23 protein-coding genes are annotated in these 23,062 nt (G+C 39.4%); all 23 read right to left on the minus strand.

Going from position 1 to position 23,062, the window contains the following annotated elements:
- Positions 1-26: 26 nt before the first annotated feature.
- Positions 27-1,121, minus strand: a complete 1,095-nt coding sequence (locus OMP94_RS08105) for an acyltransferase family protein (protein ID WP_266277781.1) — start codon at positions 1,119-1,121, stop codon at positions 27-29.
- Between the two features lie 160 nt (positions 1,122-1,281).
- Positions 1,282-2,220 (minus strand): NAD-dependent epimerase/dehydratase family protein, encoded by a 939-nt coding sequence (locus tag OMP94_RS08110; RefSeq protein WP_266277782.1) that lies wholly within the window; start codon positions 2,218-2,220, stop codon positions 1,282-1,284.
- Between the two features lie 51 nt (positions 2,221-2,271).
- Positions 2,272-3,195: a glycosyltransferase gene (locus tag OMP94_RS08115; RefSeq protein WP_266277783.1), complete on the minus strand. Its 924-nt coding sequence runs from the start codon at positions 3,193-3,195 to the stop codon at positions 2,272-2,274.
- Positions 3,182-4,309 carry a glycosyltransferase gene (locus OMP94_RS08120; RefSeq protein WP_266277784.1) on the minus strand — a complete coding sequence of 376 codons (1,128 nt, stop codon included), beginning with the start codon at positions 4,307-4,309 and terminating at the stop codon, positions 3,182-3,184. Before OMP94_RS08120 ends, OMP94_RS08115 begins: the two co-directional genes overlap by 14 nt.
- Positions 4,310-4,317: 8 nt before the next feature.
- Positions 4,318-5,187: a glycosyltransferase gene (locus OMP94_RS08125; protein ID WP_266277785.1), complete on the minus strand. Its 870-nt coding sequence runs from the start codon at positions 5,185-5,187 to the stop codon at positions 4,318-4,320.
- A gap of 66 nt (positions 5,188-5,253) precedes the next feature.
- Positions 5,254-6,645: a hypothetical protein gene (locus OMP94_RS08130; RefSeq protein WP_266277786.1), complete on the minus strand. Its 1,392-nt coding sequence runs from the start codon at positions 6,643-6,645 to the stop codon at positions 5,254-5,256.
- Positions 6,645-7,697, minus strand: coding sequence for a pseudaminic acid synthase (pseI, locus tag OMP94_RS08135; protein ID WP_266277787.1), 1,053 nt, complete (start codon positions 7,695-7,697; stop codon positions 6,645-6,647). The genes OMP94_RS08130 and pseI overlap by 1 nt, the downstream gene beginning before the upstream one ends.
- The gene (pseH, locus tag OMP94_RS08140) at positions 7,684-8,175 is read right to left on the minus strand and encodes a UDP-4-amino-4,6-dideoxy-N-acetyl-beta-L-altrosamine N-acetyltransferase (protein WP_266277788.1); all 492 of its coding nucleotides are present in this window, start codon (positions 8,173-8,175) and stop codon (positions 7,684-7,686) included. The genes pseI and pseH overlap by 14 nt, the downstream gene beginning before the upstream one ends.
- A 20-nt stretch (positions 8,176-8,195) precedes the next feature.
- Positions 8,196-9,296 carry a UDP-2,4-diacetamido-2,4,6-trideoxy-beta-L-altropyranose hydrolase gene (pseG, locus tag OMP94_RS08145; protein ID WP_266277789.1) on the minus strand — a complete coding sequence of 367 codons (1,101 nt, stop codon included), beginning with the start codon at positions 9,294-9,296 and terminating at the stop codon, positions 8,196-8,198.
- Positions 9,293-9,997: a pseudaminic acid cytidylyltransferase gene (pseF, locus tag OMP94_RS08150; RefSeq protein ID WP_266277790.1), complete on the minus strand. Its 705-nt coding sequence runs from the start codon at positions 9,995-9,997 to the stop codon at positions 9,293-9,295. Before pseF ends, pseG begins: the two co-directional genes overlap by 4 nt.
- Positions 9,998-11,164, minus strand: a complete 1,167-nt coding sequence (pseC, locus tag OMP94_RS08155) for a UDP-4-amino-4,6-dideoxy-N-acetyl-beta-L-altrosamine transaminase (protein ID WP_266277791.1) — start codon at positions 11,162-11,164, stop codon at positions 9,998-10,000.
- Positions 11,165-11,166: 2 nt separating this feature from the next.
- On the minus strand, positions 11,167-12,165 hold the full coding sequence (pseB, locus tag OMP94_RS08160; protein WP_266277792.1) for a UDP-N-acetylglucosamine 4,6-dehydratase (inverting): 999 nt from the start codon (positions 12,163-12,165) through the stop codon (positions 11,167-11,169).
- A gap of 7 nt (positions 12,166-12,172) precedes the next feature.
- Entirely contained in the window at positions 12,173-12,691 is a 519-nt protein-coding gene (locus OMP94_RS08165) for an acyltransferase (RefSeq protein ID WP_266277793.1), read from the minus strand.
- Between the two features lie 4 nt (positions 12,692-12,695).
- Positions 12,696-13,712 carry a hypothetical protein gene (locus OMP94_RS08170; RefSeq protein ID WP_266277794.1) on the minus strand — a complete coding sequence of 339 codons (1,017 nt, stop codon included), beginning with the start codon at positions 13,710-13,712 and terminating at the stop codon, positions 12,696-12,698.
- Positions 13,713-13,726: 14 nt separating this feature from the next.
- Positions 13,727-15,046 (minus strand): oligosaccharide flippase family protein, encoded by a 1,320-nt coding sequence (locus OMP94_RS08175; protein ID WP_266277795.1) that lies wholly within the window; start codon positions 15,044-15,046, stop codon positions 13,727-13,729.
- A 24-nt stretch (positions 15,047-15,070) separates the two neighbouring features.
- Positions 15,071-15,391 carry a MarR family EPS-associated transcriptional regulator gene (locus OMP94_RS08180; RefSeq protein ID WP_266277796.1) on the minus strand — a complete coding sequence of 107 codons (321 nt, stop codon included), beginning with the start codon at positions 15,389-15,391 and terminating at the stop codon, positions 15,071-15,073.
- Positions 15,392-15,891: 500 nt separating this feature from the next.
- Positions 15,892-16,464 (minus strand): dTDP-4-dehydrorhamnose 3,5-epimerase, encoded by a 573-nt coding sequence (rfbC, locus tag OMP94_RS08185; protein WP_266277797.1) that lies wholly within the window; start codon positions 16,462-16,464, stop codon positions 15,892-15,894.
- Between the two features lie 17 nt (positions 16,465-16,481).
- A complete protein-coding gene (gene rfbA, locus OMP94_RS08190) occupies positions 16,482-17,345 on the minus strand; it encodes a glucose-1-phosphate thymidylyltransferase RfbA (protein WP_266277798.1) in 864 nt (287 codons plus the stop codon).
- Positions 17,345-18,196, minus strand: a complete 852-nt coding sequence (rfbD, locus tag OMP94_RS08195; protein ID WP_266277799.1) for a dTDP-4-dehydrorhamnose reductase — start codon at positions 18,194-18,196, stop codon at positions 17,345-17,347. The genes rfbA and rfbD overlap by 1 nt, the downstream gene beginning before the upstream one ends.
- Entirely contained in the window at positions 18,193-19,308 is a 1,116-nt protein-coding gene (gene rfbB, locus OMP94_RS08200; RefSeq protein WP_266277800.1) for a dTDP-glucose 4,6-dehydratase, read from the minus strand. Before rfbB ends, rfbD begins: the two co-directional genes overlap by 4 nt.
- Entirely contained in the window at positions 19,295-19,624 is a 330-nt protein-coding gene (locus OMP94_RS08205; RefSeq protein ID WP_266277801.1) for a MarR family EPS-associated transcriptional regulator, read from the minus strand. The genes rfbB and OMP94_RS08205 overlap by 14 nt, the downstream gene beginning before the upstream one ends.
- A 227-nt stretch (positions 19,625-19,851) precedes the next feature.
- Complete coding sequence (locus tag OMP94_RS08210; protein ID WP_266277802.1) at positions 19,852-21,030, minus strand: nucleotide sugar dehydrogenase; 1,179 nt, start codon at positions 21,028-21,030, stop codon at positions 19,852-19,854.
- A 67-nt stretch (positions 21,031-21,097) separates the two neighbouring features.
- Positions 21,098-23,050: a glutamine--fructose-6-phosphate transaminase (isomerizing) gene (gene glmS / locus OMP94_RS08215; protein ID WP_266277803.1), complete on the minus strand. Its 1,953-nt coding sequence runs from the start codon at positions 23,048-23,050 to the stop codon at positions 21,098-21,100.
- Positions 23,051-23,062 lie beyond the last annotated feature (12 nt).

The following is a 23,062-nucleotide window of genomic DNA, read 5'->3' on the forward strand; positions in this document are numbered from 1 at the left end:
TTTCTATTTTAGATTTGCTTTCAAACTCATATTTTGATTGGTTCTTTTAATGTTGTCAGATAGTGAGAAGATTTATTCAGCATTTTCTTTTCAATACCATGCCACATAACATAAGCCGTAACTATAACGACTACCGAAGAGAGCAACATTGCTAATAATGGTGATATGACAAAAAATTGATTAGCAATAAAAGCCTGCAATATAGGAAAGTGTAGAATATATACGCCGTAAGAAAAATCACCGTACTTTCCAAAGTTACCTAAGAACTTAAAAATGAAACCAAAGTACACAACTAAAATCGCTAACGAAGCAGCATATAACAATCCTGTGTGGAAAATACCTTCCAATAGATACGCTGCAATAGCAAAGAGTAAAAAGCCTGTGGCATTTTTCTTAAAAAAATCAAACCCATAGTAAAGAGCTCCACCAGCAATAAAAAATATTAATTGTCCGGGAAGTTGCCTTTGCAGTTCAATAAAAATGCCGCCGTGTGTATTTATTAATGTTTGCAGGACAACATTATAAATAATTGAAGAGGCATAAAGTAAAAACAGACCCTGCCAAAGCCCGATCTTACGAAAGAGCCAAACAAAGACAGGTACGCTCAGATAAAACATCACTTCAACTTTTAAAGTCCACAATGCCCCATTGACTGCGGTCATGGAGTTCATGCTGAACACCCCCGGTAAATCTGGCTGAATAAAGTTCAAGAACACTAAATTGGCAGCCAGGTATCGATAAAGCTCAGAGCTTAAAAAGTATTCTTCACTTGAATAAGAACTTAAAAACGAGCCTAAGATGGCACAAACAATTATTACTGAAAAATATGCGGGGTAAATTCGTCTAAAACGTTTTTCAAAATAACGATTCATATTGCTTGAATATTCATAGCTCATAAAGATTAAAAAACCACTTACTACGAAAAAGCATTCCACCGCTACTTTCGATGAAAAAATATCATTAAATAAAGAAAGGCTGGTTGCTTCAGATAATTGATAAGCGTGTACCAAAAAAACAATAAATGCGAAACTGAAACGTAAGAGATCAAGGTTATTATTTTTTGGGATATTAATACGATAGTTTGAGCTTTGATTTTTTTGCTTTTCTTGAAACAAGTCCATTTGAGTTATTTTCCTAGGTTCGTACAGGCGATTGAGTAAATAACCTTAAGGTCACTTTATTTAGCAAAAACGACCTAATCTACTATCCAATGCCAGATTAAATCGTTCAGCTTTTATGGTGCTCAGATGAGCGGAAATAAGTCACAATTTTTTACACCGTTTATGAATTTTCCCTACATTTTTTCATTTGTTCAAACATCGTTATTACTGGCTCCCACTGAAGCTGCATCTTGGCTTTAGTAATATCCAGTGCCAAATTGCCATATAATTGATCTGCCATATTGCCTTTACCCACCAGCTTGAGCAGGTGACGCAATATTGTAGCGGGGAAATAGAATAATGCCGTTTTCAACTGCAATGCCTGAATCAGTGTTGAAAGAAACATCGTTAATGACACATCGTTTCCATCAGAGATAAGGTAAAGCTGGTTTTTAGCCGCGGGGTGTTGCAAAGCAACGTCAATAAAGCTCACCAAATTCTCAACCGCAACAAAAGCCCGTTTATTTCTCACCCCTGCAAACGGCAATGGCCATTGCTTATTTAAAATGCGTTGTAGGGTAGAAAAGTTACCCGGCGCACCTGGACCGTAAATCATGGGGGGACGAATAACCACAACATCCATCTCTGTTTCAGCAGCAAGCTGCATTAAGGCTTTTTCTGCTTCCCACTTCGACTGTGCGTAAGTATTATGCGGATTAGGCTCATCAGTTTCGCTAAACGACTTATCGTTGCTGACATTGCCATTCACCCCAATCGTGCTGATAAAAATAAACCGCTCAACACCCGCTTTTGCAGCCTGCCTAGCTAAATTGATCGTACCTAAGTTATTCACTTCACGAAAACCATCAATTGAACTATCGGCATCACCCTGAAACACATGCACATGAGCCGCACAGTGCACAACATGACTCACCTCCACCAATGCCTCCGACCAATCGGATTGACTGTTTATGGTTATGGCGACATCACGACACGCGGGCTTAGGTGAATCAGTATTAATCTGACGAAAACAGCGAACAAGTTGATGATTATTCTGTAATAACTGGACAACTAAATGCCTGCCGACAAAACCGTTTGCCCCCGTTACCAAAACGCGCATAGGTTTTCCTTAATAGCCATTCTGGAAAAAAAGCCCGTTATCTCTTTATGTTTATTTTTCAAGTTTAAGCAATCCAAACAATAACATTACCAATAAAAAACAGGCATCTCGGGGTCTTCGGCGTAATTGAAAAAAATTCTTCAATAAAAATAATCGATTTATTTTGAAATTAGGAACATTCTTGCCAAACAGCAAAATATATAACTGTATCTGCTCAGCGTACCAATCGTCGCGAATCATGCGTAATCTGGCTAACATCGCTTTTACGCCATAATTAAACCCAACCTGATTTGATGCATGTTGTCGATACATCATTGTTGGTGCTTCATCGATATGCCAGACATAACCATGACTTCTCACAAAGGCATACAGTGTCCAATCATGCAGTTGCAATCGTTTAAAAATGGCTTCATGGCGACACATAAACGCTTTAAAGTCATTCATAACGGCAGTTTTAAGGACATAGGTACAACCCGGCCCAGCGGCTTCGAAAAAATAATCGAACTGTTTCTGACGAAATGATTTTTTCACTAAAACCTGTTTACCACTCGGCCAAAAAGCAGTGACATTTGAAGAAAAAGCATCAACACCTTGTTGATTGATGGCTTTAATCGAAACCGATAATTTATCACTCAGCCAACTATCATCCTGATCGGCCAAAGCGATATAGTCATACTTTTCAAAATTTGCTTCTCGAATTAAGCGAAAAAAGTTAGCTGCCGCACCGCCGAAGCGTTCCCCATATGCCAAAACTTGAATATTCGAATAGACTTTTGCCAGCCGGGTGCATGTCTGATACGTCTCGTCCTTAGACTGATCAACGCTAATCAATACATCCAGTTCAACATTTTTCTGATTCAAAATAGATTGTATCTGCTCCTCAATCCACTCATCCCCATTAAAAGCCGCCAGAAGCACTAATACTTTAGGAACTGACTCATTTGCTGTCATTGCGTTTATCTCAGTCTGACTCATGCATCACCGTCAGGTAATGTTGAAACCACTTACGAGGCGTTTTAAACCGCTCGAAGCGTGAGACACTCAACGCAGAGTATTGTCTATATGTAGACTCATCAAAAAGCGTCTTAATAATAAGATCAGCACACCCCATCACATCATCAGACAGGTAATACAGTCCTGCCTTGCCATTAATAGCATGCGCATATTCAAGATCAGGAACCACGACAGGCAAGCCATAACACATTGCCTCAATTAACGGGTTACCAAATGTTTCAGCTTTCGATGGAAAAATAAATGCATGAGCAGACAAGTAATACTCAACCAGTTCTGTCTGACTAACTTCAGTTAAATTATGAATCGAAACATCACTGTCATTGATCGCTTCCAAAAATGACTTTGCCTCGCCTATCTCCGGGTTAACGGTAACAAAAATAATGTGTTTGATACCACGCTGTGCTAACTCCCTGGATAACTTAACCAAAAACACATGGTTTTTATGCGGGTAAAACCGACTGACATAAAGCAATTTCAAATCGTCTTTAACAGTCGCTTGCCGAGGTGCAATCAAATCCGCAGGGTCATGAGGATGAGCAAAGCTGTAACTAATCGGGTTAGGGATTATTTCAACATCGAAGCTATGCTTTGGATACTTACGTTCCAGCTGCCGAGCCATGTAATCGCTTTGCACTACAATGTGATCGGCATTTTTAGTCGTAATATAAAAGGCCACCCGCTTTAACCACTCGGTAATCTTGCTACCAAATTCCAATTGCTCATATAACCTGTCATCCACCAAATAAGGATGATGCAGCAATACTGTTTTAGTTGCGCGAACGGGGGAAAATAAGAAATTACCAAATGCTAAGAGATGTTTTATTTTATTCCGCCAGACCAAACAAGGAATGAAAAACAACTCCAAATACACGCGAAAAAGCACTTTTAACAAAGTACTACGTGGACAAAACAAACGTATAAAACGCACGTTATCCGTGCTTTGGTAATGCGAATAATTTGAAATATCAGGGATTAAAATAAGGAAAGATAAGCGACTATCTATCGCCTCATTAATAAAGTTGAAAGCAATATTCTTAGGGCCTGCACCTTTTTGGTTGTATAGATTAACTAACATGAAAATTTTCACCTGAGCGGTTTACCACCCAAAAATAAACGCATCATTTCACCCAGCATAATTACTTTTAATAGCCAAAATATCATTACAGCAAAACCCACATCTCGTTTTTTGTGGTTCTTTAACAAAATTTTTGCATAACGAATCGGGGGAATTAGATGCCAGAGCATGTATTTCAGAATACGTTTTTCCATTTTTGCACGCAGAAATCCGCCGCCAGTAATTCGTCTGGATTTACGGATCAACTCTCCAATTGATTTTCTAGCCGGGTGACCGACTCGTGTTTGAGATGAATACGTGAGTCCAAAACCTAGTTCGGTAGCACGTTTATTCCAATCCATATCGCCGCCGGACATAAGGGTTGCATTAAAACTCCCCACTTTATCCAGCACATCTCGACGAACAAATAGATTAGCTGTGACAGAAACACCATTATTAACATTGTACTGCTGATTAAATGCTGTAACAGAATCAAACTTCCAGGCTAACCAAGAGCCACCATTCTCTCTAAAAATAGATATCGCTCCAGCTATGCGGTCAATATTGCTTGAAGTTTGAAATAAATTGGCCGCTGACTCGAGCCAATCGGCTTCAGGCAAACAATCCGAGTCAGTAAACGCTATGATATTTCCCTTGGCATGCTTTAATGCCGTATTTCTCGCCGCATAAGAACCTGGCATTATTTCCGTTAGGATTGTTATGTTCGAGCACAGAGAATCTAACAAACTTCTAGGAGCAAATTCTGAAGGATCATTATTAACAATAATCACCTCGTAATGACTTGCTGGATAAGTTTGATTATTTATTGCTTCGATGCAATTTGAAAGTCTATCCCAATCTTTATAAGTAGGGATTATTATCGAAATAAATGGGGGCATTCTAGTAAAAATCTAATCCTTTGATATCTTGCTAATCGTATGAGGTTGTACTAGTAACAAAAATAGTTATTTATTATCATAAAAACCGACGTAACCCGGTAACTCTTCGGGCTGAACACCTTCCGAAATTTTCATTAAACAGTCGGCGACCAACTGTCCTTCCTTACCATCCCATTCTGTTAAATAGGTTGCACTGTAGTAACGGACGGCATTCTTATTCGACCGCTCATCCTGTTTCACCCTGTCCATAAGCATCAAGACTTCGTTGACTGATGAAGCGGTTAACGCCAGCCCATGCTTAACATAACCATAATAATCAGGCTGATCAGGATCCATTAACTCATAATAAATCGGCATAACTCCAGCGAGTGCAGCTTCTAAATGTATACTGCTGTTACCTGCAATTAACCAGCTAATCTGCTCCATAAAAGTGGATATGGGTTCTTGCTTGGGGTCACTTAACGTTACTTTACTACTCTTAGAGAATGCATCGTGAAATTGCTGTTTCTCTTGATTTGAAAGAGCCGGATGCCACCGAAGACGAACATTCATGCCATGTTCCGCCAGCTCGTTAATAAATGCTATGCCAAGAGCAGCGTCATCAAGTGCATTCAAGGCAATACCTAATATATTGGTTAGTGATTTTTTCACCCTTTTTAGATGCTTTTTTTGCCCCGACAGAATCACGTCAGGAATCGGTGCCCGACGAAAAGTTGATGGCTGATTAAGTTCACATTCTCTATACGTATCAAGTGCTGACTGCCCATCCAAAAATGCATAATTTACTCTTAACGCTGGGAATATATTGCTAACGGAGGCGTGCTGTAAATAGACTGTTTTTATACCAAGATGATGGGCAACCGCCAGCATGCAACGATTAGGAACGCTATGATCATTCGCTGTGATAACAAATTCAGGTTTGTTCTGTGAAAAAGCACTGTGGAAATAGACTAGATACTTATAGACGTTACAAAAATAAATAAAATGCCAACGCACCGACACAGGATGAATGGCTTTTACCATGCGGTATAAACCAATCCCACGCCTGAATAATAACACGGCTACTCTTACTGCTTCCAAAGGAGAGAGCTGCAAGGTTATATAGCCTCGTTGCTCTCGTTCTTTTTCTGAAAGTACTGTTCGGTTAAGAACCACTAAAGATCTCTCACCACTGCGCTCTATTGAAGCTAGCGTTTGCTCCAATGAAGCAAGTTGATTTGCAGAACCCACAAAACTAAAAAATGTTGAGGGATGTAAAGATCTATTTTTTTTAGCAAACCGTGTATCAAGAAATAAAACATATAAGAACTTGACGATTTGGAGAAAGAGACCACTGTGTGGTGGTTTTACTTTGGTATAAAACTTTTGATTATGTAGTTGTTTACCATGCAGATAAGTCAGCCAAGTTTCATTCTCTTCATCCAGAATGCATTTAATATCTTTGTACCAACGAAACATTAGTTGAAATGATCTATTTTCACTGGTGTGTGTGCTGAAATGTCACACAACATTTTTTTACCAATTACTAATGATAAATATTTAGGAGCCAAGCCATAGCCAGGTCTTACACTACGAATGCAATCTTCACTAATAATTTCTCCGGTCTTCATATCTTTTACAAAGTACATTGAGCGACGAAATTGTACGTTCCCTATCTCACTCGATTTACGACCGTAATCAATTTGACCTAATGCTTTCCATGCTGTTTTTGTATCTCGACACAGTGATGCAAGCTCATTCGGCTCAAGGGAAAAACTATCATCAGGTCCTCCACCATTTCGATCAAGTGTAAAATGTTTTTCAATAATTGAAGCACCAAGAGCGACGCTAGTAATGGCCGTAGAGTTATCTAATGTGTGATCAGATAAACCTGTAACCAACCCAAATCGTGTAATCATGTCAGCAATAGTTCGCAAATTATAATCTTCGGGAGGTGCTGGGTAGCCACTTACGCAATGTAAGATTGCCAGTTCCTTACAACCACCTTCTTTTGCTGCCGAAATTGCTTCTTCGATTTCTTCGGCATCGGCCATACCCGTTGAGATAATCATGGGTTTGCCAGTGGCTGCTACATAACGAATCAATGGTAAATCTACGGCTTCAAATGAAGCGATTTTATATGCGGGAGCATTTAATTCTTCCAGCAAATCCACCGCAGTTTTATCAAAAGGCGAACTAAAAATAGTTATGCCAATTTTACGAGCATGATCAAATAAAGGTTTATGCCATTCCCATGGTGTATGAGCTTCTTCATACAATTCATAAAGTGAACGCCCATCCCACAAGCCGCCTTTGATTTTGAAGTCATCCGTATCAGCATTTAAAGTAATGGTATCAGGACGGTAAGTCTGTAACTTTACTGCATCAGCACCAGCACGTTGCGCTTCTTCAATGATACGGATCGCTGTTTCAAGTCTGCCATTATGATTAGCTGATAGCTCAGCAATTATATAAGGTGTTTGATTACAGGATATTTCCCGATCAGCAATTACGATGTTACTTATACTCATCTATCTTCTTCCATTCTGCTGCTAACAATCCAAAACAAATGACATCGTAATAGTTTTGACCATTGAAATATTGTTCTCTTAAACGACCTTCTTCTATAAAACCTAGATTTTTATGAAAAAGAATTGAGCGTTCATTGACACTCATTACTTCGCCAAAAACTTTATGTAGTTTTAATTTATTAAAAGCATATTCAAAAGTAGCTGAAGCTAATTTTCTACCTGTTCCTTTAGGTGCTGAAGGACAGACATAAAACCCCCATTCTGCAACATGTGAATGCTTACTGTAGTTTATGTTTACAAATCCTAATGGTATTTCTTGTTGCTCATAAATCATAAGATGAACACAAGAATTAAGCATCATACGCTCAAACCATTCCATATGTTCTTGCAAGCCAATTTCTTGGCTCGTATACATATACCTTTTTATTTCAGGGTGATTCCGCCACTCTAATACAAGTTCGGCATCACGTAACTGCATAGGACGAAGCTTATAGTCATTCATTGCAAGAGACTATCTTCTAATTTTTTTACAACTCTCATAGCACCTTTACCATCAGTAACTGAAGCTGCTGATTGAGACATTTGAATTCTTTTTTCAGGCTGCAATAAAATTTCAATTTTACTTAGCATTGAATCACTATTGCTCTTTTCTCGTTTTTCCACTATCACTGCGGCTTGATAATCGTTAAGCGCATTTGCAATTAAGCATTGATTATCAGCTAATAAAAAAATCAGTGAAGGTAATCCCAAACAACATCTTTCCCAAGCGGTACTACCTGCAGCACCAATTGATAAATCTGCAACACACATGCGCTCAGCCATATCGGATACGTTTACATTCACTGTTGTGTGAAAGCGAAGCTGTGAAGCCAATTGTTTGACCTCGCGAAGATGAGGAGCTGCTTGCCCCATCACAACATCTAATTGAATTTCCGCGGATAAATCGCTTTGTTCTAAAGTCTTCAATACATCAGATGTGATATTGCCGCTATCCACACCGCCCATCGAGATCAGAATTCGTTTAATTATGGGCTCACGTCTTCGCTGCAGACTTTCTGATCTCAATTGTGCAAACTCAGATCTCAACAGCGCGTAATTCGGCCCGATTAAGATTTTGCACTCAGGTGCAACTAAATTCTCATAATCACAGGTTTTTCGCCCAAGATTTTGATCCAGTAATAAGGAACATACATGCTGGCGATCAGCTAAATCGTCAATGACCATCACCCGTTTAACATGTCTTTCAATTTCTTGTTCCCATCTAGCATCAAGCGCGTAATGGTCAACGATAAGCCAATCGATTTGGTCGTGAGTTAAAACTAGAATTGTCTGCTCTACATCTTCCCGCCATGTCGTTCCCAACCAAGCGGCATGAACAAGTCTTGAATCATCACTTGGTTTAAATTCAGATGTATTAGGAAAAAGATGCAGCTTAAAACCGCTAGCAGCAATATGATCTGCGAGATGACCATCATGTTTTCTACAAATAAAAGAACAGTCATGTCCTAACTTTTGTAATTCAGTGGCAAGAGTCAGGCAACGCATAACATGTCCTGTGCCGATATCAACAGAGGCATCTGCACGGAAAACAATTTTCATTTATTATCACTTTGCAACTTCATCGCTTTAAATAAAAACTCGGCACGAATCCAATCTTCTTGACTATCAATATCCTGCACGCGATATCGAGGTAATTTAACTGCCACGGAATTTACATCGAAAATTGGTCGCTGTTCTAACCAAGCTTCTGCCGTTCCCCAATAAAACTGACCAGCATCATGCCATGCTTCTTCGAGATCTTGTGACCGTGTGTGAAAGCATTCTGGGCTGAACATGCTCACACGTTGATTCTCAGCAATGCGTATAGCGCGTTGAATTGGGAAAGCATAATTGGTTACCGAAAAAGCATAACTACACTCTTCTTTTTTTAAGGCTTCCCATCCTCGACGTAGATCTTGAGCATTAACAAAGGGCGCCGTAGCATAAAGACAACAGGCATAATCCACTTCAAAATCATGCACTCGTAACCATTCGACTGAATGTTTTATTACAGGCAGTGTCCCCGCGTAGTCATCTGCAAGAGTATTTGGTCGAATAAAAGGGACATCAGCACCTAATTTTTTTGAGATCTCTGCAATTTCCATATCGTCAGTCGAAACTATAATTTTGTCGAAACATTCGGATGATATTGCGGCCTCAATGGACCAAGCTATCATTGGTTTACCACAAAAATTTTTCACATTTTTTCGCGGAATACGTTTGCTTCCACCTCGGGCAGGAATGATTGCAACACGGCTCATCTAGCTTTCACTATTCAATGCGATTTCCACCGCTTTTATAACTTCATTTTGTTCTAGCTCTTGTAACCCATGAAACATCGGTAGACTGATAGCTTCTTGGTAGTATTGCATTGCATGTGGATAAGATTCGACTTTAAATCCCATTTTTTGATAATAAGGCTGGGTATGCACCGGTATATAATGCAAATTTACACCTATGCCCTGATTTCTCAGAGACTCAAATATCTGCCGGTGGGTTTTACCTATTTTTTCCAATTGCAAACGAATGACATATAAATGTAGCCCGGAATAACTATCCGGATGTTGCCAAGGTGTTTTTACTGGTAAGTCCTTAAGTAAATTATCATATCGCTCGGCTAGTTCATGTCGGCGTGCAACAAACTCATCCAGCCTATCCATCTGGCTAATCCCCAATGCTGCTTGAAGCTCAGTCATTCTGTAGTTAAAGCCTAGCTCGATTTGTTGGTAATACCATGGGCCATCAGGGTTCTGTGTCATGTAATTAGGGTCTCGCGTCACCCCATGACTTCTTAACAGATTCATTTTCTCAGCAAGATCATCATCATTTGTCAGAGCCATTCCGCCCTCAGCGGTGGTGATGATTTTTACCGGATGAAAACTAAATACAGTAATGTCGCTATAACGGCCATTACCAACAAACTCACCTTGATATTTGCCTCCAATTGCATGGGATGCATCTTCGATAATTCGAAAACCATATTCCTGACTAAGCCTGTAAATAGCTTCCATCTCACAAGGCTGACCGCAAAGATGAACAGCTACAACAACTTTAGGTAAGCAATGATTTTGTTTGGCTCGTTTTAGTTTTTTTTCTAGTGTTATAGGGCAGAGGTTATATGTTTTCGGATCAATATCTACGAAATCGACCCGAGCACCACAGTAAAGACCACAATTTGCAGATGCTACAAAAGTAATTGGCGTTGTCCACAACCAATCACCTTCTCCCAACCCCAGCGCTAAACAGGCGATATGAAGTGCGGATGTGGCACTATTAACAGCTAGAGCGTGCTTGGCACCAACATGTTTTGCTACGGTTTGTTCGAACTCTGGTACTTTGGGGCCTTGAGTCAAAAAATCCGACTGTAAAACTGCAACAACTGCATCAATATCAGCTTGATTAATATCCTGTCTGCCGTAAGGGATCATAATTAAATTTTGCCGATTTCGTTGTAGTTACGGTCTATCCATGCTTGCAATTCAGCATCCTCCATCCATTCAGTATTATTTTCACTTGAGTAGATGAATCCTTCTGGCACTTTTTTACCGTCTTTGATTCTCTTTTTACAGTTACCCCAATTATTAATAGAGGGTAAAATCTTGAAATGCTCTTCGTATTCATAAGTGAAAAATGCATCTTCAGAGCCAATCATTTGCTCATGCAATTTTTCACCAGGTCTTATTCCTACCGTTTCTTGTTTTGCGTTTGGAGACACTACACGCGCTAAGTCCGTCACTTTCATCGAAGGAATTTTTTTAACATAGATTTCGCCACCCAGCATATCTTCGAAAGCATGCCAAACTAACTCAACCCCTTGTTCCAGACTAATCATAAAGCGTGTCATCCGGGTATCAGTAATAGGTAACACGCCCTTATCTTTTATGGACATGAAAAATGGTATAACCGAACCACGAGAGCCCATAACATTTCCATAACGAACAACTGAAAATTTTGTTTCATGACCACCGGCATATGAATTACCGGCCACGAATAACTTATCAGAAGCTAATTTTGTTGCTCCATATAGATTAATCGGGCTACTCGCTTTATCCGTTGAAAGCGCCACTACTCCTTTTATACCCTTGTCAATACAGGCATCAATTAAATTCATCGCCCCATTAATATTTGTTTTTACGCATTCAAAAGGGTTGTATTCAGCTGTGGGCACAATTTTAGTCGCGGCAGCATGAACAACATAATCAACGCCATCTAATGCCCTATATAAACGATCTTTATCTCTTACATCACCAATAAAAAATCGTAACCGATCATCACCTTCGAATAACTTGGCCATCTCCCATTGCTTCATTTCATCACGCGAAAAGATGATGATTTTTTTAGGATTATACTTTTCAAGGGTCATAGGGATAAACTTATGACCGAAAGAACCGGTACCGCCTGTGATAAGAATTGTTTTATTTTCTAACATTGGATTCCTAAGTGAATTTTTTATCGGCTTTTAAAGTTTCATAGTGTTTTATATTACGTTTTTTAAAAACTCTTGCGGGATGACCACCAGCGATTGCATACGCAGGAATATCATTAACCACACAGCTTCCCGCTTGAATTATCGCCCCTTCACCAATAGTGACACCTCCAAGCACAATAACACGGCTTCCTAACCAGACATTGTCAGCAATTGTTATATCTTTCAGTATGTATGTCTTGTCGTAAGGTATTGCCGTTCCAGAATCAAAATTATGATTTTGTGTAATCAAAAGACATTCAGGGCCAGAGTGGAAGTTATCACCAATTATCACCTTGCCATTTCCATTGATCGTCAAACCATTGAAATTAACATTATTCCCTAAGAAGGTATTCTTAGTTACTTGAGTCCGATAATTCGCTGTAACTTTACCTTTAAATGAGCCACACCTTCTTTTTACAATTGACGTCCAGATATATCTAATGATGCATCTAATTGTTTTTTTAAATATTCTAACTATGTAACCCATATTATTACTCAGCTAAATCATTATGTTTCAGTTCTCTATCTTTATCCCAAAAGACCAAATATTGGACTTTCGTATTTACTAACTTCGAATAATATTCTTGATTTTTTTCAAAATTACGCCCTCTATGTATCGTGCCAGGAAGAGAGTACTTTCTATATTTTAAAAGCTTATCAACGTAGTTTTGCATTAAGTATCGCCACACACCAGACTTTGCATAAAGAGATATGGCTGCACCAAATTTTGTATTTTTAGTTTTATATTCATGGGGTACGTTAAGTTTAGATGAATAATTATCATAAATATTCTCTAAGCTACTTTTCATTTTAATACCTAGTAGCGAAAGCATTTTTTCTCTCAAAAATGTCAATCGAATAGCCGATTTTGAATAAGAAATATTTTCACGCTTCGCTTTGGAAAGCTTAATTCTAAGTTCATCAAGTTGGTTTGGATGAATTTCACAAAGCTCTGTTATAAAGTTTAAAGAAGAGAGCCCAGAAATAGACACTACTACCAGCTTGTGAAAGTTTGTACTGTATAAATTGACTAATTTTTCATAATTCAAATCATCAACTTTAAAAATTTCGCAGAGATGAGGTCTAGTAATAGGCTCCATATACTCATAATCAACATCATTAAGAAGAAATTGTTCTGGTTTATTAACACTTCCACTTTGTAGCATTTGTATATAGACGCTAGTTAAATATGACTCGGGATCTCTCAAAGTGATTAAGATCGTCGTATTTTTAGGGAAAATAGCAACATTTTGTTTTAAATTAAAATCCCAAATTGCCGGGTTCCACCCAGCTAAACTTTCAACTGAGATCAAGGTTTTTTCTGGTAGCCGCTCGAAAGAGTTTTTCAGAAATTCTTTTCCTCTTCCTGTATGAATATATTGTCGTAACTCTCCCATTAAGTGTTGAGGGTTATACTCATCAATTAGCCCCATTTTTTTTAACTCAGGAAACACTCCTTTTTGAAGGCTTGTTGTGCCTGTTTTTCCTAGACCAATGTGTACAATCACTATTCAATTACACCTTACATCGCTGATGGGCGGATACCAATTTTTTTGTAAACTAAAAAGCCCAAAATACTATTCCACACCACAATACCCGTTGAAACGGCAATTGCTGCTCCAATTGCCCCCATCTTTGGAATTAATAAAATTGATAAAGCTATGCTTATGAACACTGAAAAAATCTGTGCTTTGAATGATTGTTTTTCATTACCGGTCATTGCCAAAAGATAACCAACAGACCCAAAAAAAACATTAAATAATTGACCAATAACCAAAATAAACATAGGCATATAACTAAGTTCTGAATATTCGCTGCCAAAAAGCAGTGCAATCAATTCCTTACCGAAAATAAGCAGCATTAACCCAATGGGTAAAGCAAAGCAAAAAGCTACACGAGCAGACTGACGAGAAAGCTTTTGTAGAAACAGTCTATTGTCACTTTTATAAGCATTGACGATATGCGGACTTATCACTAAATTTACTATTGTTAAGGAAAGCGAAACAAATTGAGCCCCCCGCTCGGCTACTCGTAATCCGGCAGCTTGCTCATCACTACCAAGCATACCGAGAGCCAAGATACCTATTTGTGAATTAAACGTACCAATTAAATTTAATGCCATAAATGGTGCTAATGCTGCTCCCCAGTATTTCAGATTAACTTCTGCTTTTACTGACTTTGCATCCGTTGGGCTTACTTTTAAAAATATGATAGTCACCAATATTAGTGCAAGCAGGCTACTGAAAATCTGACTTAAAAGAGCTGATTCAATACTAATAGTAAAAATCAAAACTGCTGATGCAATGAAAAAAAGAAATAAAATAGGCTGGATTATCGCTCCCGAAAGCTCAGATATAGCTGGGAGACCAAGTCCCTTGATGGCGGCATTCCTGACAGCCGAAATTCCCATAATTGGCAATAAAATTAAGCCAAGAGGTAAATATGCCCACTTTTCAGAACTTGGAACAACTTTAAACGTGTAAGTTAAAAGAAAATATGAAATATATATAAGGAGTGATATTACAAAAACCCATAAATAGGCTGACCTCATTATTCCCTTGTAAAGTGGCCAGTTTTTATCGTGCTTATATGCCGCTACCTCTCTAATTAAAAGAGTTTTTAGTCCACCAGAAACAGGTATCAATAGTAATGGAATAATAGCCATAATGAATGCGTATTGACCAAACTGTTCGGGTCCAAAAATACGCGCAAGAAGTACACTTGTAACTAACCCAATAGGGATATTGAGTAAACGCATAACCCCTACACCCAAAAAACTTTTTTTCAGTTGTTTTCGGATATTTATAGTCTGGTTATTTTTATTTTGAGTATTAATGTCCAAATGATTTACAACTCAGATTTTTCGTTATTCTGAAATTTCATTTTTAATCAGTTCAATTTCCAGCCTAAGTTTTTCGTACTCACGCACCTTTGCTTTTAAAAAACTCGTCGTAACATTCGCTTTTTCTTCTATGCCACTGGGAGTGAGTTTGTACAGGTAAGCCATTTTATTCTGGCTGTTATGAAAGTTCTTCACTTTCAACAGCCCTTTTTCCATTAACGCTTTCAGGCAATAATTGGTTTTGCCCAAGCTAATACCCAACGCTTTAGCGAGCTGGCGCTGACTGATTTCTGGATTGGCTTCTATCAGTTTTAATATTTTGTATCGATATTCGTCGCTAATCATATGATTACTGCGTTCAACAATTGAACACACTTTATAGTAGTATTTGTTAATTGTAAATCTGAAACCTTACCGCAAGATTTATATGGTTAGTCTAGGAAATTCGTTAGCTTTTGTTGATGTGTTGTATGGATGATTCCATCATGATTTTTTGGGGGGGGGGAAATATGGCTTCCCATGAATTCACGCCGACTTTGGTTTTGAATACTGAATATGAATCGTCATCATGGTGTTGATGACATTTTGTAAGGAATTGTTCGATTTGTGTTGTGTTGTGTTGTGTTGTGTTGTGTTGTGTTGTGTTGTGTTGACTAAGCCTGCTTGCTGAAACAGTTGAAGAGTAGCGGTTGTGCTTGGTCAGCCAGATCTAGATATCGTGCGAAAATTACTGTTATAGCAAACCCATTCGGTTCGGAAAACTCTCTCTTTCAACATCCAAGTTGACTTGGCTAAATGGTTTTGATTCGATAGAAGAAACGTATTCCCTATAGAAGGATAAGAACTCACGATTCTGAAGCACTAAGTTCATTTTTGTTGAGTAAAATTTCATTTATATCTCGTCCCTGTCTGTCTTTATCTGATAGGATGATTTTATGATCAGGAGTAACGCCCCATTTGATAGCTATTTCAGGATCATTCCAAATAAGACACCGCTCATATTCAGGTGCATAAAAATCAGTGCATTTGTACTGAAAATCTGCCGTTTCACTGGTAACCAAAAAACCATGTGCAAAACCGGGGGGCACCCAAAGCATCCGTTTGTTCTCTTCAGATAAATACTCTCCTACCCATTGGCCAAAAGTCTCTGAACCAATGCGTAAATCAACGGCGACATCAAAAACTTCGCCCTGTGTGACACGGACCAGCTTGCCTTGTGGCTGTTTGATTTGATAATGCAGGCCTCGCAGAGTGTTTTTTACTGAGCGACTGTGGTTATCCTGAACAAATTTTGTATCAATGCCTGCTTCCTGAAAAACTTTCTCATTCCACGTTTCCATGAAAAAGCCGCGTTCGTCACCGAACACTCTTGGTTCGATGAGTTTTACGTCTGGAATTTTAGTTGGTGTAATTTTCATTTGACCGTTAGGTTGGTTTATTTGATGAGCTTTTTAAGATATGCGCCATAGCTGTTTTTAGATAGCTTTTCAGCTTCTGATAAAAGTTGCTGTTCACTTATAAAGCGCATGCGATAGGCAATCTCTTCCAGACAGGCGATTTTTAAACCCTGGCGTTTTTCCAGCGTTTCGATAAAGCCAGCCGCTTCGTGCAACGAATCAAACGTACCGGTATCCAGCCAGGCAAAACCACGACCGAGTAATTCGACATTAAGATCACCGCGCTCAAGATAGGCTTGATTCACGCTTGTGATTTCAAGCTCCCCTCGTTCAGATGGTTCAACCTGCTTGGCAATTTCCACGACGCTATTATCGTAAAAATAAAGTCCTGTTATCGCGAAGTCGGACTTTGGTGTTTTAGGTTTTTCTTCAATAGAAATAGCTCTTCGATTTTGATCAAACTCAACTACGCCAAACCTTTGCGGATCGGTCACCTGATAACCAAATACGGTAGCGCCAGACTGTCTTGATACAGCTCGTTGAAGCAAACTGGTTAATCCTTGCCCATAATAAATATTGTCACCAAGAATTAAGCAAACACTGTCATCTCCAATAAACTTTTCACCGATGATAAATGCTTGGGCAAGTCCATCAGGACTGGGCTGTACAGCATAATTTAGGTTTATCCCCCATTGTTCGCCACTTCCTAAAAGCCGCTTAAAACTGTCTTGATCTTCAGGCGTAGTGATAATGAGAATATCTTGTATACCCGCTAACATTAATACTGAGAGCGGGTAATAAATCATCGGCTTATCATAGACGGGTAATAACTGCTTGGATATGCCTTTAGTTATAGGGTACAAGCGAGTTCCAGAGCCACCAGCAAGAATAATTCCTTTCATTATGGTTGCTCCAAAAATTCATTCATCGTTAACACTAACTGGCTTTCCCAATCGGGCAGTTTAATCTTCAAACTATCTTCTAATTTATTGACGTTTAGCCTTGAATTTAACGGTCGTTTGGCAGGGGTTGGATAAGCATCTGTTTTTATTTCATTAACCACAATATTTTGTCTAGCATGCTTAAAAATAGCTTGTGCAAAGCCGGCCCAGCTTATTTGCCCATGCGTGACAAGATGATAAATTCCTGCTTCTAGATTTTGGTGAATCGCAAGCATTGTAACTTGTGCCAATAGTCTGGCAGGAGTTGGCGCGCCGACTTGGTCTGACACGACACTTACCTCAGTTCTTGTCTCAGCAAGCTTTAGCATGGTTTTCATAAAATTATGCCCACGCGAGCTATAAACCCAGCTAGTTCGAAAAATAAGATAATCTACGCCAGATAAGATTATCGCTTTATCACCCGCTAGTTTTGTACGGCCGTAGACATTCAAAGGACTTGTTTTACTCTTTTCTGTCCATGCTATTTCACCATTACCAGGATAAACATAATCACTGCTGTAATGGACTAATCGAACGTTTTTATTAACAGCATAAATTGATAACACTTCAGGTAAATCAGCATTAAGGCGTTGCGCTAAGATTTCATTGTTTTCCGCTGCATCAACTGCTGTCCAAGCAGCAGCATTGACGATTAAATCCGGACGCATGGTTTGTAAATATTGCTCGACAGCCATTAAATCTGACAAGTCTAGTGAGTCTCTGTCAGGGGCTTTAACAACGCCTAAAGTAGACAGCTCACGTTTCAGTTCAAAACCTAATTGTCCTGAGCCCCCTAGAAGTAGAATGTTCAAGCACTCACTCCGAATCGTTCTCTTTGATATTCTCCGTCCTGAATACGTTTACACCACTCTAAGTTTTCTAAATACCATTTGATCGTCCTGCGAATACCCGACTCAAAGGTTTCTTCAGGAAGCCAGCCTAATGTATTTTTAATTTTGGTGGCATCTATGGCATAACGACGGTCATGCCCCGGACGGTCAACGACGTAATGAATCAGCTCTTGATAGGACTTAATGTTGGTTTCTGTATGCCGTTCATCTATGGGTAATAGTTCATCTAAAATTTGGCAGATGGTGTTTACCACCTCAAGATTTTGTTTCTCATTATGACCGCCGATATTATAGGTTTGGCCAATTTCGCCTTCACTAATTACTTTAACCAATGCTCGCGCATGATCTTCAACATGTAACCAGTCACGAATTTGATCGCCTTTACCATAAATAGGTAATGGTTTTGCCTCAATGGCATTTAGAATCACCAACGGAATCAACTTTTCAGGAAACTGGTACGGCCCATAGTTATTAGAGCAATTGGTCATGATGATCGGCAGACCATAGGTCCTATACCATGCTTTAACCAAATGATCTGAGCTGGCCTTTGTTGCACTGTATGGTGAGCTTGGCGCATATGCCGTTTTCTCGGTAAACAAAACTGATGTTGCATTTAAATCTGTATCAGGATGAGGTAAGTCACCATACACTTCATCCGTCGAAATATGATGAAACCGGAAATGTTCTTTTTTTGTATCAGGCAACATTGACCAGTACGTTCTAGCTTGCTCTAATAAATTATAGGTGCCTATGATATTCGTCTCTATAAAGTCTGCAGGCCCATCTATAGAGCGATCAACATGACTTTCGGCAGCAAGGTGCATAACCCAATCTGGTTGATATTTATGAAAAATATTGGCAATGGCATCACGGTCACAAATATCTACTTGTTCAAAGTTGTATCTTTCACAATCTGAAATAGTCGCCAGGTTCTCTAAGTTACCAGCATAGGTTAGCTTATCGATATTTATCACTCGGCACTGCGTATGACCAATGAGGTATCGAATAACTGCAGAACCAATAAAGCCAGCCCCACCTGTCACGACGATTGTTTGATTTTTAATTAACTTCATTTTTGATATCCGAACGAAGCTGCTCTAGCTCAGTTTTTATAACTTGGTATTCTTGCATTTTTCTTTTAAGAAAACGTATTGTGACGGCGGCTTTCTCTTCTATTCCATGAGGCGTTAATTTGTACATATACGCCTTTTTATTTTTACTATTTCGAAAATTACTTGCTTTAAGTGCTCCCTTTTCAATAAGCGCATTTAAACAATAATTTGCCTTCCCCAGGCTAATCCCTAGTTTTTTGGCTAGTTCACGCTGGCTTACTTCAGGGTTTTCTTCGATTAACTTGAGGATTTTGTAGTGATACTCATCAGTTAGCATGATGCTAAGCTCTATGTGTTCATTTATTGAACACAAAATAACTCAGTTATCTTGTCATGTAAATAAAGTACCAACAAACGTGAGTGTGGTTTACATGAGAGGTGGCATGGATGCCGCTGATTATCGCCTCGCCAATCCTTAGAGAATCCGATTATCAGTTGCTTGCGCCTTGGCATCCATGCCAACTAAGAAGTTAGCACCGGCATGCCGTAGTGGCAAGTTATAACTTAGTCATTACCAAAAAGATCACGGGTATAAACTTTATTGCGAACATCTTGAATATCATCAGTTAAGCGATTAGCAATGATAATGTCGGCTTTAGCTTTAAAGTCATTTAGATCTTTTATAACCGCTGAGTTAAAGAAACTAGCTTCTTTCATTGCCGGCTCAAACAAGATGACTTCAATACCCTTGGCTTTAATACGTTTCATCACACCTTGGATAGCTGAGGCTCTAAAGTTATCAGAACCTTGCTTCATCACTAGGCGATAGATTCCAACAACTTTTGGCTGCTGCTTGATAATTTGGCTGGCAATAAAGTCTTTGCGAGTGGTATTAGCATCAACAATCGCTTGAATCAGGTTGCTTGGCACATTTTCATAATTAGCCAGTAACTGTTTAGTATCTTTTGGTAGGCAGTAACCGCCATAACCAAAAGATGGATTGTTGTAATGATTACCAATGCGTGGGTCTAAGCCAACCCCCTCAATAATTTGTCGCGTGTTTAATCCATGCGTCTCAGCATAACTATCTAACTCATTAAAATAAGCTACTCGCATGGCTAGATAGGTATTAGAGAAAAGTTTAATGGCTTCGGCTTCTGTAGCATTGGTAAACAAAACCGGTATGTCTTGTTTTATCGCGCCATCAATCAGCAGCTCTGCAAACACATCTGCTTGTTCACTTTGCTCACCAATAACGATACGAGAGGGATAAAGGTTATCGTATAAAGCTTTGCCCTCACGCAAAAACTCTGGTGAGAAGATAATTTTGGGCAACTGATCAGCAGTTACATATTTTGCTTTGATCGACTCGGTATAGCCTACCGGAACAGTCGATTTAACCACCATGATGGCATTAGGGTTAATGGCCAATACATCTTCGATGACTGATTCAACACTCTTGGTATTGAAATAATTGGTTTCTGGATCGTAATCTGTCGGCGTCGCAATGATTACATAATCAGCGTTTTTGTAAGCCAGTTGTTTATCGGTAGTTGCAGTTAGATTAAGCGCTTTATTGGCAAGGAAATAACTGATTTCAGCATCAATTATCGGTGACTGCTTGTTGTTAAGTTGGTCGACTTTATCTTTAACAATGTCTAAAGCAACGACTTCATTTTTTTGAGCCAGTAATACAGCTAGTGAAAGTCCAACGTAGCCCGTTCCTGCAACTGCTATTTTCATACAAACAATCCATTCCTAACTAACTTACAGTAACTACTGTAAATACTTCCTTAATACCTGTTATTCGTTACTCAACCGTGACAGATTTCGCTAAATTTCTCGGTTGGTCGACATCAGTCCCCTTAATTAAGGCGACATGGTAACTGAGAAGTTGCAGCAAAATATTATAGGTAATTGGTGCCGTTATACGTCCAACATTGGTTGTTGCTTTAACGACTTTAAAGCTGGTTTCTGAGCTTAGATCTGAACGCTCATCTTCAAAGACAATCATTTGTCCGCCACGCGCTTTAACTTCTTGTAAGTTAGATTTCAATTTTTCCAACAAGTCATCAAGTGGTGCTATCGCAATAACCGGCATATTTTCATCAATTAATGCCAAAGGACCGTGCTTTAACTCACCCGCAGGATAAGCCTCCGCATGAATATAGCTGATTTCTTTAAGTTTTAATGCGCCTTCAAGTGCGATGGGGTACATGGTTCCTCGACCTAAAAACAGCGCGTGCTGCTTATCAGCAAAAGCCTCGGCAATTTGCTGAATTTCAGCTTCATGCAATAACGCCTGTTGAATAAGGCTCGGTAATTTTTGTAAACCGTTCGCAATTAACTGTTCGCGGCCAGATGCTAATCGGTTTTGTACTTTACCAATGCTGGTTAGCATCAACGCCAAGGCGACTAGCTGTGTTGTAAAAGCTTTGGTTGAAGCAACACCAATTTCAGGCCCAGCATGTGTTAGAAATACTAACTCAGCCTCCCGCGTCAGGCTACTTTCAGCAACATTACAAATACTTAAAGTTGGAATATTCAGCTCATCAGATTTAGAAAACGCACCATTAACAAAAGTAGGCGTATCTGACTCACGTCTTTGCAGGTTGTTACTTGCTGCGCGGCGTAAGCTCTTAATTTGGTGTAATGCCGCTAAGGTATCGGCCGTTTCACCAGACTGGCTGATCGTAACGATTAACGTATTATTCTCAACAACTGGATTGCGATACCGAAACTCGCTGGCCACCTCAACCTGACATGGCATCCCAATAATGTCTTCTGCCCAATATTTGGCGACCATACCTGCGTGATAACTTGTACCACAGGCAATGATGTGAATTCGATTGATACTGGCAAAAATAGACTCAGCCAAAGGCCCAAAGCTAGATACCAGAACTTGATCTTGCGTTAACCGGCCTTCCAAAGTATCGATGACAGCTTGGGGCTGTTCAAAGATTTCTTTGTGCATATAGTGACGGTGTTCACCTAGCTCAACTGAGGTGATATTGAGGCTTGACTCTTTTACTGGCCGCTCGACTTGCTCACCTGTTTCAACGTTATAGATAGTCACAGACTCTCGCGTCAAAACGGCTACATCACCATCTTCCAGAAAAATGAAGTTTTGTGTGACGGGCAATAATGCAGAGACATCGGATGCAATAAAATGCTCACCGATACCGATACCAATAACCAACGGGCTACCTTTACGGGCCGCGATTAAAGTTTCCGCATCATCATTGGCAACAACCCCAAGTGCATAAGCACCTTCAAAGGTTTTAATCGCCTCCATGACAGCCGGTAACAAATCACTTTGTTTGTTATAAGACTCAGGTCCACCATACATTTGCTGATAAATGGCGTGCGCAACAACTTCCGTATCAGTTTCAGAGGTAAATCGATAACCATTTGCTAACTGTTGATGTTTTAGCGATTGGTAATTTTCGATAATACCATTATGCACAACAGCAACACGTTGGTTACAAATATGAGGATGCGCATTATGTTCCGCAGGGATGCCATGTGTTGCCCAACGCGTATGGGCGATCCCAACTTGTCCTGTAAAAGGCTGTTCAAGCACTTGGATTTTGTTTTCAAGTTGCTTTATTTTGCCTAATGAACGAACACGTTCAATTTTCTGCTCTGACGACAACAATGCAATGCCAGATGAATCATAACCGCGATACTCAAGTCTTCGCAGCCCTTCCATCAAGATTGGCGTTACGTTTCGTTCGGCGATACCACCTACAATGCCACACACAGTATTGTCAGC

It is taken from the genome of Methylophaga sp. OBS3, from assembly GCF_026319325.1.
Taxonomy (GTDB): domain Bacteria; phylum Pseudomonadota; class Gammaproteobacteria; order Nitrosococcales; family Methylophagaceae; genus Methylophaga.